Raw genomic sequence first — 9,872 nt, forward strand, 5'->3', positions numbered from 1 at the left:
GAGGGACTTTTTAAGAATCTCTATAAAGTCCATTTTTCTCTGCTAGTATTCATCGACCTGAAGCGTACAATAAAGATATATCAGTACATAGTGTAGATATCAGGGCGGTTTACACCCGTAATTGTCCTGATGTTCTAATTTACTGAGAAAACTTCTAGATTCATGTCTAGAAAGTTTGATGAACATCCACACTTGCCAGTTGATGCTGTTAATTTGATGAGATTTTGGGGAAATATCTAAATATCCACTCTTCTCATTTGTCAGTAAACAGCCCTAACAGTAAAGATAACTGCTTGACAAAGCGTGTTACCAGAGCGTTTTTGAGTAGATAAACCTATGAATATGAAAGAACGAGCTACCGATGCGGAATCAATGCCCACCGATAAGGTAGAAATCTCTATCCATCTGGACTCGGATTTACTGGAGCAAATTCAGCACCTGACCGATAATCCTAGTAAAGTCATTGAGGTAGCGATTCGGCAATGGTTACGAGGTGAGATTCTCAGAGATGATGAATTGACACGCACCCCCCATAGGATGCCAATTCCACCTAGGGGAGAATGGAATGATTGACCTTTCATTAATAGGCTGTAAAGAATAAAGCTGAAAAATGTAAAGTTTGTCAATCTGAGATTCCAGAACGGCTAAAATACGTAAAAATAAATACGTAAAAGCTGTAATATTTAATGCGAAGCTTTGCCTAGCTTTAGTAAAACTGTTTTGAGTTGCCATTTGTCTATCCAACTCGATTAATGATTATTACTGCCAACTCCCAATTGCCAAACATATTTACTCAAAATCTGGAATCGTTACATCATCAGGGTGATGGGCTATTACCAGCCCTCGGTGCTGAGTTGGTATATACGCAGGATGGGGCTGGGCGTTACCTGTCGTTTTATTGGCAAAAAAGTGAGCTGTTGGGATTTAAACCGAACACAATAGTCACACAATGCAACGAACAGAAAGCTTTTGTACCAGTGGATAAAGCTTCCTACATGGAGATATTGCATCGGGTGTTGACTAACTTGGTTCCCGAAAGGTGTCAATGTTGGTTTAATTGTGAACAAAATCTATTCGAGTTGGAGCTGGCAATTTGTCCGATTATCCCGCCCTTGGGAACTACAGCTAGTGCAGTCTTGGTGACAGGTAGGTTATTACAACTGAAAGTGAATAACCAAGAAGTAAACGTAGCAATTCATACGTCTACACAGATAGACTTAGCTTTGCGATCGCAGGAACACCAAAGAATAGTCAATAAACTTACCAGAAATATTCGCCGGACACTAGATTTAGATGTAATTTGGCAGCAAACAGTTGATAGTCTAGGCAAAGCATTACGGCTAGAACGGTGTATTATTTGCCCTTACCAGCCCGCTAGCTCAAAAGTGCGGGTAATAGCAGAGTATCATCAACCAGAACTGCCTTCTCTGGTGGGTACAGAAATAGATGTGAATACTGAGCCAGCCTTTGCACAGGCGTTAGCTACCTTGGAACCAATTGTCATGGAAATTCCAGGGTATAGCCTCAGTAAGCATAATAAGATGTTAGTAGTGGCTACCTGCTATCAAGACCAAGCTAATGGCTTGATTGCGCTGAATTTACGCTCAGAATGCTGTCCACTCACAGATGCAGAATTAGAATTAGCCAAAGAAGTAGCCGATCAGTTAGGCACAGCGATCGCTCATGCTACCTTATACAAAGAGCTAGAAGTTGCCAGACAAAAAGCCGAAGAAGCCTCCCGCCTCAAAAGTGAGTTTCTCGCTAACGTCTCCCATGAAATTCGTACCCCCCTCAACGGCATGATTGGCTTTTTAAAGCTGATTTTAGAAGGCATGGCAGACGATGCCGAAGAAAGAAATCAGTTTTTAGAAGAAGCCCACCACCTATCTTTACACCTGCTGAATATTATTAACGACATCTTAGATATCGCCAAAATAGAAGCCGGCAAAATGGAGCTAGTTTGCGCTCCAGTCAAGTTAGACGAACTCTTCTGTGATGTGGAAAACTTCATGCGTCCCCAAGCCGAAGCCAAAAACCTCAGTTTTCGGATGCAATTACCGCCTACCTCCGATGACATCATTGTTCAAGGCAACTACCAACGGCTGTTACAAGTCATGTTGAATTTAACCGGAAATGCCATCAAATTCACCCACGAAGGCGGTATTACCATCAGTGCCGATATCGTCCTCCAAAAAGGTAAATTGCCAGAACAGCAGTTTCCTGGTATGGTGAGAGTCAGAGTAGCCGACACTGGGATTGGTGTGTCTCTCGATAAACAAGACAAACTATTTCAACTATTCTCCCAAGTAGATGGCTCTCGCACCCGTCAGTACGGTGGTACAGGTTTGGGACTGGCAATATCCCAAAAATTAATCGAGACTATGGGTGGAGAAGTACATTTTTACAGTCTCGGTGAAGGACTGGGTTCGACAGTAACATTCACAGTCCCCCTCTATCAACAACCAGTTATGCTGTCATCTACTGACAGTGACAGCGATAGTATTTGTTAAAGGTTGCCGGGTAAATTATTCGGGTCAATGCCTTGAGTTTGTAAATAGGCAATCAACCTTTCTTTTTGCTGGCGTTCTTGTTCAGCACGTTGGCGTTCTTGTTCAATCTGTTCCACCGCCCACAGTAACAAATTACCAGATTCATCCCACCACCGCAACCAGTAACCTGTTCTGCCTTCTTTTGTGCCGTACCAAGTCCCCAGAAATAAACCCATCGTTGCCAGCCAATGACGGCCATTTTCATCAGGTTGCTTTAACTCATAGCGTCCGTTTTCCAGGTGGTAAAATTCCAGTAAACCGCCATTAGGGTCAAAAATCACGTAAATAGGGACTTGTAAAACTTGCTCGTAGAAAAACCATTTTCCAGGCGGGTAGGTGCGCTTAAAAGAATATTCTTCCCCCTCAGTACCAGATAAAAACTCCATGACAACCGCCGGGATATCGCCTTCTAAATTGGGCGTGTAACTTTTGCGATCGCCTACAATTTCTTTTACACAGGGAACATACACCCAATCAGGAGCTTTAGCAATAAACTGTCCGTTGACTGTAGCACAAACAGCAAAATTACTAGCAATCAACATTTGCGGTTGGATAAAACCACTAATTTCTAGGCTTTCACGCAAAGCACCCGCCAAAATAGGCTGCCCTGTATTTTCCACTGGTTCATCCTCTAGCTGAAAATCATCGGGCAATGGTTCCCAAGAAATATTCAGTTGATTGATTTGGGCTACCATAGGCAAAGTTTTGGGGTTTATTCCAGTGTATCAAGGGATTGGGGATTGGGGACTGGGGACTGGGGACTGGGGACTGGGGAGATGAACTTTTACCAATGACTAATGACTAATGACCAACGACTAATGACTAATGACCAATGACTAATGACAATCTGATCTAGGATCGATTTATTCAGCCAAAAAAAGAACATTTCGGATAATGTGTTTGTAGTAGACTTTAGCACTACCACAACTCACATTTCCATAACCATTGTTAACTTACTGGGTATCACACGATGGAATTAACACCTCAAAACGTTGAAACAGTCTTAGATGAAATGCGTCCTTATCTAATATCCGATGGTGGCAACGTGGAACTTGTAGACATCGATGGGCCGATTGTGAAACTGCGGTTACAAGGTGCTTGTGGTTCTTGCCCCAGTTCCACCATGACCTTGAGAATGGGCATTGAACGCCGTCTGCGAGAAATGATTCCCGAAATTGCCGAAGTTGAGCAAATAATGTAAGGGACTCTTGACTGGGGACTGGGGACTAGGAAGAAGCAGGGGAGCTTTCGGAGTAGGGGAGCAGAGGGGAAAAATCCCATGCCCTGTGCATTGATGCCCCATGACGGCAGTTGCTCCACTTGGGGAGACCCCAAGACCGTACTGCCTCCCCCATGCCCGATGCCCCATGCCCTGTGCATCGATGCCCCATGCCCAATTCGCAATCACATTCTATGTCTCATCCACTTTATGTAGCCTTTATATGGCATCAACATCAGCCGTTGTATAAATCTCCTGGCAAGGGGATGGCAGCGTCTTCAAGTCAGCAATATCGTTTGCCTTGGGTGCGCTTACATGGCACAAAAGATTATTTGGATTTGGTGTTGATTTTAGAAAAGTACCCGAAATTACACCAAACGGTGAATTTAGTACCATCTTTAATTTTGCAACTTGAAGATTATATTGCCGGTACTGCTTTTGATCCTTACCTGAAAGCCAGCTTGACACCTACAGAACAGCTGACTCACGAACAAAAAGAATTTATTATCCAACATTTTTTTGATGCTAATCACCATACGTTAATCGATCCCCATCCCCGCTACGCCGAGTTGTATTTTCAAAGGCAGGAAAAAGGAGCAGCTTGGTGTTTGGCGAATTGGGATTTGGCTGAGTATGGCGATTTATTAGCGTGGCATAATTTAGCGTGGATAGATCCCCTGTTTTGGGATGACCCAGAAATTGCAGCTTGGTTAAAGCAGGGACGTAATTTTACATTAAGCGATCGCCAGCGTATTTATTCCAAACAGCGCGACATCCTCAGCCGCATCATCCCCCAACACCGCAAAATGCAAGCCTCCGGGCAGTTGGAAGTTACCACTACACCCTACACACACCCAATTTTGCCCTTGCTAGCTGATACTAACTCTGGGCGTGTGGCAGTGCCAAATATGACATTACCAGAGCATCGCTTTCAGTGGGCTGAAGATATTCCTCGCCACCTGCATAAAGCTTGGGAACTATATAAAGAACGCTTTGGACAAGAACCCAGAGGTTTATGGCCTTCTGAACAGTCAGTAAGTCCCGCAATTTTACCGTATATTGTTAAACAAGGTTTTAATTGGATTTGTTCCGATGAAGCCGTCTTGGGCTGGACATTAAAACACTTTTTTCACCGGGATGGGGCGGGAAATGTCCAAGAACCCGAACTGTTGTATAAGCCTTACCGTTTGACAACCCCAGCCGGAGATTTAGCTATAGTCTTCCGTGATCATAGATTATCAGATTTAATTGGCTTTACATACAGCGCAATGCCAGCCAAACAAGCGGCGGCGGACTTAGTGGGACATTTGCAAGCGATCGCCAGAAAACAAAGAGAACGTCCCAGTGAACAACCTTGGTTAGTTACCATCGCCTTAGACGGTGAAAACTGTTGGGAATTTTACCCCCAAGACGGTAAACCCTTCCTAGAAACTTTATATCAAACCTTAAGCAACGAACCCAACATCAAACTTGTCACCGTCTCCGAATTCCTAGAAAAATTCCCAGCCACAACCACCATCCCCGGAGAACAACTACATAGCGGTTCTTGGGTAGATGGCAGCTTCACCACCTGGATAGGCGATCCCGCCAAAAACCGCGCCTGGGACTACCTCACCCAAGCTAGAGCCATGCTAGCCAGCCACCCAGAAGCCACAGAAGAAAATAACCCCGAAGCCTGGGAAGCCTTATATGCTGCCGAAGGTTCGGACTGGTTTTGGTGGTTTGGCGAAGGACATTCTTCTAATCACGATGCCATCTTTGATCAATTATTCCGTGAACATCTGTGTGGCATCTATAAAGCATTAAATGAACCCATACCCCCATATCTCAGACAAGCCGTGGAGGTTCACGAAGCACGGGCTGATCATTTACCAGAAAGTTTCATTCATCCTATCATTGATGGTAGAGGTGACGAACAAGACTGGAACAAAGCCGGACGCATAGAAATTGGCGGCGCACGGGGAACAATGCACGTTAGCAGCGCAATTCAGCGTTTGTGGTATGGAGTTGATCACCTTAACTTCTACTTGCGCTTAGACTTTAAAAGTGGCATTAAACCAGGGCAAGATTTACCAACAGAGTTAAATTTACTCTGGTTCTATCCCGATAGAACCATGCACAACAGCCCCATACCTTTGGCAGAAGTACCAGACATAGCACCCCTAAATTATTTGTACCACCACCATTTAGAAATTAACTTACTCACCCACTCAATTCAATTTCGGGAAGCCGGAGAACATTATCAATGGCATCCCCGCAGCAGTCGCGCTCAAGTTGCTTTAGAAACTTGTTTAGAATTAGCAATACCTTGGGCAGATTTACAAGTACCGCCCGATTATCCCTTACGCTTGGTTTTAGTCCTAGCTGATGAAGGATGCTACAAAAAATACTTACCGGAAAATGCCCTAATTCCGATTGAAGTACCTTAAATAGTTTGTAGTAAGGACTTCAGTCCTTACTCACTCAAAAATGAGGGCTAGAGCCGCTCACTACAAACCTTAATATCAACCTTTTACACAAACAACTTGTTTGAGTGTGGCTACAACTTCCACCAAATCAGATTGATTTGCCATTACTTCATCTATAGGCTTGTAAGCCCCAGGAATTTCATCTAAAACACCCTTATCTTTGCGACATTCTACCCCCTTAGTTTGCTCAATTAAATCATCAAGTGTGTAGACATTTTTAGCTTTATTTCTTGACAATAAACGACCCGCACCATGAGAGCAAGAACAAAAGCTATGAACATTACCTTTCCCTTTGACAATGAAAGATTTTGCTCCCATTGAACCAGGGATAATTCCATAATCTTCTGCTTGGGCGCGGACAGCACCTTTACGAGTCACATACACATCTTCGCCAAAATGTACTTCTTTTTCGGCGTAGTTATGATGACAATTTACCTGCAATAAAGGTTTAGTTGCTTTTCCTCCGGCTAGATGTTTTTCAATGATGCGTTTGAAACGTGCCATCATCACATCACGGTTAAAACGCGCGTAATCTTGCGCCCATTGTAAATCATGCCAGTATGCTTGGAATTCGGGAGTACCAGCGATAAAAGAAGCTAAATCTGGGTCAGGTAAATTATTTCCTGCCATCTTAGCTAATTCCTTTGCTGTATTAATATGGCATTGAGCGAGATTATTACCGATGTTACGTGAACCAGAATGTAACATCAGCCAAACTTGGTTCTCTGTATCTAGGCACACTTCAATGAAGTGATTCAATTTGTTACTGATTGCTGGCTTAATTTATTTAGTCTCCATAGTCTCAGTTCTACACTATTTCGACTTCTGCCAAGCACTTTCATTGAACACTCAATCGAATGGGTAGTAATAAACTGATCTTCTTCGGGTGTCCATAACTTTCTATTTTTCACCCTTTTCATTTCAGTAGGACGGCTCCAACTTAGCACTTCTCTAGTTTTGATGATTTTTCTAGATAAAGCTAGACAATTATCATAGTATAAGTGTCTGGCTAATGTCTGAGCATCTTCCTTGTAAACCACTATGTTATAAACCCTATCTCTAGTGTTTCTAGTAGATGTCTTTACTTGGCCTGTCATCTGGTTAATAAATTCTATGTACCCAATAGCAATATGTGAGCTAGATGTAACCAGAGATAAAAAAGGAAATCCTTTTGAAGTCAGCCCTAAAGAACCATCCCCATCTATCAGTCCTCGAAAGTAATCAACTTTGGAGAAGCGACAACTAGGCAGTTTTATTAACTGTGATTTCCGCCCATTCGGTAAACCCCATAATTCAAGATAATCTCTCAACCGCTTGTCATAAACTCTCCAAATAACTGATTTATTATCGCTACTAAAGTTAGTTGTACGTACACGTTCAGTAATTGAGGAGTTAAACGGGATGAGATTTTTGAAAGCCCAAAGTATGTGTTCATCTTGTTTGTTAATCTCTATACTTAAGCGACCGCGATCGCGAGTGCTATTGTATAGATGACCATCAGTTTGGATGAAGCCAAACAAGTAGGCATAATAGGGGTTTTCGAGAGTGATATTAGTGGATTCCATGAAACCACAATATCATATCTGAAAGTCGCAATCGATCAAGTCATTTCTGCTTGATTCTATACCTTCCTGTTCGGTATAGTTCGGAGCACACCTTCATCCTCAATTATTTAGGATGCCCAAGTCCCTCTGCTCTCTACGGGGCGTTTTACCGCTTCCCTCGGTATTAGCAATCTCAGCCTTCACCGATTTGGACGAGTTTTGATTACTGCATTACTACAGTAAGGGGCAATCTTTTACCCCCGCCAAGAGAACCCATTTGTTTCATTGCTTTAGTTTGTAAATCTTGCACGCCACGATGCAAGTCGTTAAAATCTCGCCAACGTTGCCAATTAGCAGCAGATTTTTCAACCTCTTTATTTTCGTTAAAACCCGTAGGAATTGCTGCCTCAATATCGAGACGGATTTTCTTTAGCTTCCCTTCTAATTGTTCACCAGTAAATGGTGTTTTGATGGCGCACATACCACAACCAATATCCACGCCGACAGCCGCAGGAATAATGGCTTCTTTTGTAGCAATCACAGAACCAACTAAAGCACCTTTGCCTAAGTGAACATCTGGCATCAATGCTACGTGTTTAAATACAAAAGGTAGCGATGCTACATTTTTAGCCATCTTGGTTTCTTCTGAACCCAATGGGTGATTTGCCCAAGATAAAACGGGTGATGCTGTCTTAATTTCTAACTTGTCGTAGGGCATAATTTTATATTGAATAAGAGAGAATCATTGTGATTTGTAGAGACGGCTATTTATCGCGTCTCTCTAATTGTCAACTTATGTGACTGATTAACGTATACTACAAATGTAGTATAATGAGGATTGAGTGTCAACCAATTGTAGAAGCAGCCGATTGTAGATTTGAGATTGACTGCACCCACAAGGGACGCGGCTTGAGGATTTGAGATTGATGATTTTAGATTTATTCCTGCCCCTTGCGGCGGGGCTTGTACCAAAAACATAAAGGCTGCAATCTGCTATCTTCAATCTCCAATCTTCTCGGTCAACCTCATCGGTTGGTAGTTAGGGAACACCAAAAAATAAATTATCCAAATTGACTGTTAGTAGGGTGCGTCAGGATGAATATTTTCTTGTTATGGCCAGGGTTTCTCGTACTGACGCACCCTACATTTTGGATGTTGTTGATTTGGAAGTCCCTTCAGGGTAATTGATGGATAAAGTTGCGGTGTCAAAGCCTTCCCCATAACAGATGCCAGGAATTAAGTAAAAGTCAGACAATATATACCTACAATGGATAATAATAATTTGGAGGGTATAGAGTCTCCAGTTTTTGGCATAGAGGCATGAGTTTAAAGGCTATTCTGTTTGATTTTAATGGCGTAATCATCAACGACGAGCGCATCCACCTACAATTGATAGATGAAATTCTGATTCAAGAAAATTTGCAACCGCAAAAACCGAAAGAGCGTCAAGGTTCATTAGGACGCAGCGATCGCGCTTGTTTTCAAGAATTGCTCACGAGTCGTGGTAGAGTAGTCACTGAAGAATACTTAACCCAGTTACTCCACCGCAAAGCAAAAGCCTATGTGCTGGAACTCGATAAGCTAGAACAACTTCCTATCTATCCAGGTGTGGAAGACTTGATATATCAAGCGCGTTCCCAACATCTCAAACTAGCGATAGTTAGTGGTGCGCTGCATAAAGAAATTGAACTGGTATTAGAACGAGCCAAGCTAACAGAACATTTTCCTATTATCGTCGCCGGGGATGACATCACCACCAGCAAACCCCAGCCAGACGGTTATTTATTAGCAGTCGCACGTCTCAATCAAGAGTATCCTGACTTAAATCTGCAACCACAGGAATGCTTGGCGATAGAAGATACCCCCGCAGGTATCCAAGCTGCAAAACACGCACAGATGCAAGTCTTAGGTGTAGCCAACACCTACCCGTTTCAGATGCTTCAGCGTTGCTGTAACTGGACTGTTGATTATTTGACGGAATTAGAACTAGAACGAGTTCAACAAGTTTTTTCTGGTAAACCAGTCCAATCTAGTATAAGTGAATGTTAAAATAAAGTACAGTAGTGAAGCGTTGAGTTAACGCCCACTGTCT

Annotated in this window: 7 protein-coding genes and 2 pseudogenes; 5 read left to right on the forward strand and 4 right to left on the reverse strand. The window is 42.8% G+C overall.

Annotation, left to right across the window (positions count from 1 at the left end):
• The first annotated feature begins 336 nt into the window (after nt 1–336).
• A complete protein-coding gene (locus AACS98_RS12665) occupies nt 337–573 on the forward strand; it encodes a type II toxin-antitoxin system CcdA family antitoxin (RefSeq protein ID WP_066380297.1) in 237 nt (78 codons plus the stop codon).
• A 179-nt stretch (nt 574–752) separates the two neighbouring features.
• The gene (locus AACS98_RS12670; protein WP_066380299.1) at nt 753–2,510 is read left to right on the forward strand and encodes a sensor histidine kinase; all 1,758 of its coding nucleotides are present in this window, start codon (nt 753–755) and stop codon (nt 2,508–2,510) included.
• On the opposite strand, the gene AACS98_RS12675 is transcribed toward AACS98_RS12670, so the two are convergent.
• On the reverse strand, nt 2,507–3,244 hold the full coding sequence (locus AACS98_RS12675) for a Uma2 family endonuclease (RefSeq protein WP_156481640.1): 738 nt from the start codon (nt 3,242–3,244) through the stop codon (nt 2,507–2,509). The two genes, AACS98_RS12670 and AACS98_RS12675, sit on opposite strands and share 4 nt — an antisense overlap.
• Before the next feature lie 275 nt (nt 3,245–3,519).
• Between AACS98_RS12675 and AACS98_RS12680 the strand changes: the two genes are divergently transcribed.
• Entirely contained in the window at nt 3,520–3,750 is a 231-nt protein-coding gene (locus tag AACS98_RS12680) for a NifU family protein (protein ID WP_066380302.1), read from the forward strand.
• 212 nt (nt 3,751–3,962) lie between these two features.
• Nucleotides 3,963–6,197 carry a glycoside hydrolase gene (locus tag AACS98_RS12685; protein ID WP_066380303.1) on the forward strand — a complete coding sequence of 745 codons (2,235 nt, stop codon included), beginning with the start codon at nt 3,963–3,965 and terminating at the stop codon, nt 6,195–6,197.
• A gap of 75 nt (nt 6,198–6,272) precedes the next feature.
• Here AACS98_RS12685 and AACS98_RS12690 read toward each other — a convergent pair.
• The 3 genes and pseudogenes from AACS98_RS12690 to AACS98_RS12700 form a co-directional block, all read right to left on the reverse strand.
• Nucleotides 6,273–6,992, reverse strand: a pseudogene (locus tag AACS98_RS12690) (RtcB family protein); the annotation flags it as partial.
• Complete coding sequence (locus tag AACS98_RS12695) at nt 6,992–7,801, reverse strand: hypothetical protein (protein ID WP_066380304.1); 810 nt, start codon at nt 7,799–7,801, stop codon at nt 6,992–6,994. The gene AACS98_RS12695 and the pseudogene AACS98_RS12690, both read right to left, overlap by 1 nt.
• 235 nt (nt 7,802–8,036) lie before the next feature.
• Nucleotides 8,037–8,498, reverse strand: a pseudogene (locus AACS98_RS12700) (RtcB family protein); the annotation flags it as partial.
• Between the two features lie 602 nt (nt 8,499–9,100).
• Between AACS98_RS12700 and AACS98_RS12705 the strand changes: the two are divergent.
• The gene (locus tag AACS98_RS12705) at nt 9,101–9,829 is read left to right on the forward strand and encodes an HAD family hydrolase (RefSeq protein ID WP_066380305.1); all 729 of its coding nucleotides are present in this window, start codon (nt 9,101–9,103) and stop codon (nt 9,827–9,829) included.
• The last annotated feature ends 43 nt before the right edge of the window (nt 9,830–9,872 follow it).

It is taken from the genome of Anabaena sp. CA = ATCC 33047, from assembly GCF_963870205.1.
Taxonomy (GTDB): Bacteria; Cyanobacteriota; Cyanobacteriia; order Cyanobacteriales; family Nostocaceae; genus Trichormus.

Excerpts from the sequence above, each read along its gene's own strand:
- AACS98_RS12705 (WP_066380305.1), top strand. The coding sequence starts at position 9,101 with ATGAGTTTAAAGGCTATTCTGTTTGATTTTAATGGCGTAATCATCAAC.
- AACS98_RS12680 (WP_066380302.1), top strand. The coding sequence starts at position 3,520 with ATGGAATTAACACCTCAAAACGTTGAAACAGTCTTAGATGAAATGCGT.
- AACS98_RS12665 (WP_066380297.1), top strand. The coding sequence starts at position 337 with ATGAATATGAAAGAACGAGCTACCGATGCGGAATCAATGCCCACCGAT.
- AACS98_RS12670 (WP_066380299.1), top strand. The coding sequence starts at position 753 with ATGATTATTACTGCCAACTCCCAATTGCCAAACATATTTACTCAAAAT.
- AACS98_RS12675 (WP_156481640.1), bottom strand. The coding sequence starts at position 3,244 with ATGGTAGCCCAAATCAATCAACTGAATATTTCTTGGGAACCATTGCCC.
- AACS98_RS12695 (WP_066380304.1), bottom strand. The coding sequence starts at position 7,801 with ATGGAATCCACTAATATCACTCTCGAAAACCCCTATTATGCCTACTTG.
- AACS98_RS12685 (WP_066380303.1), top strand. The coding sequence starts at position 3,963 with ATGTCTCATCCACTTTATGTAGCCTTTATATGGCATCAACATCAGCCG.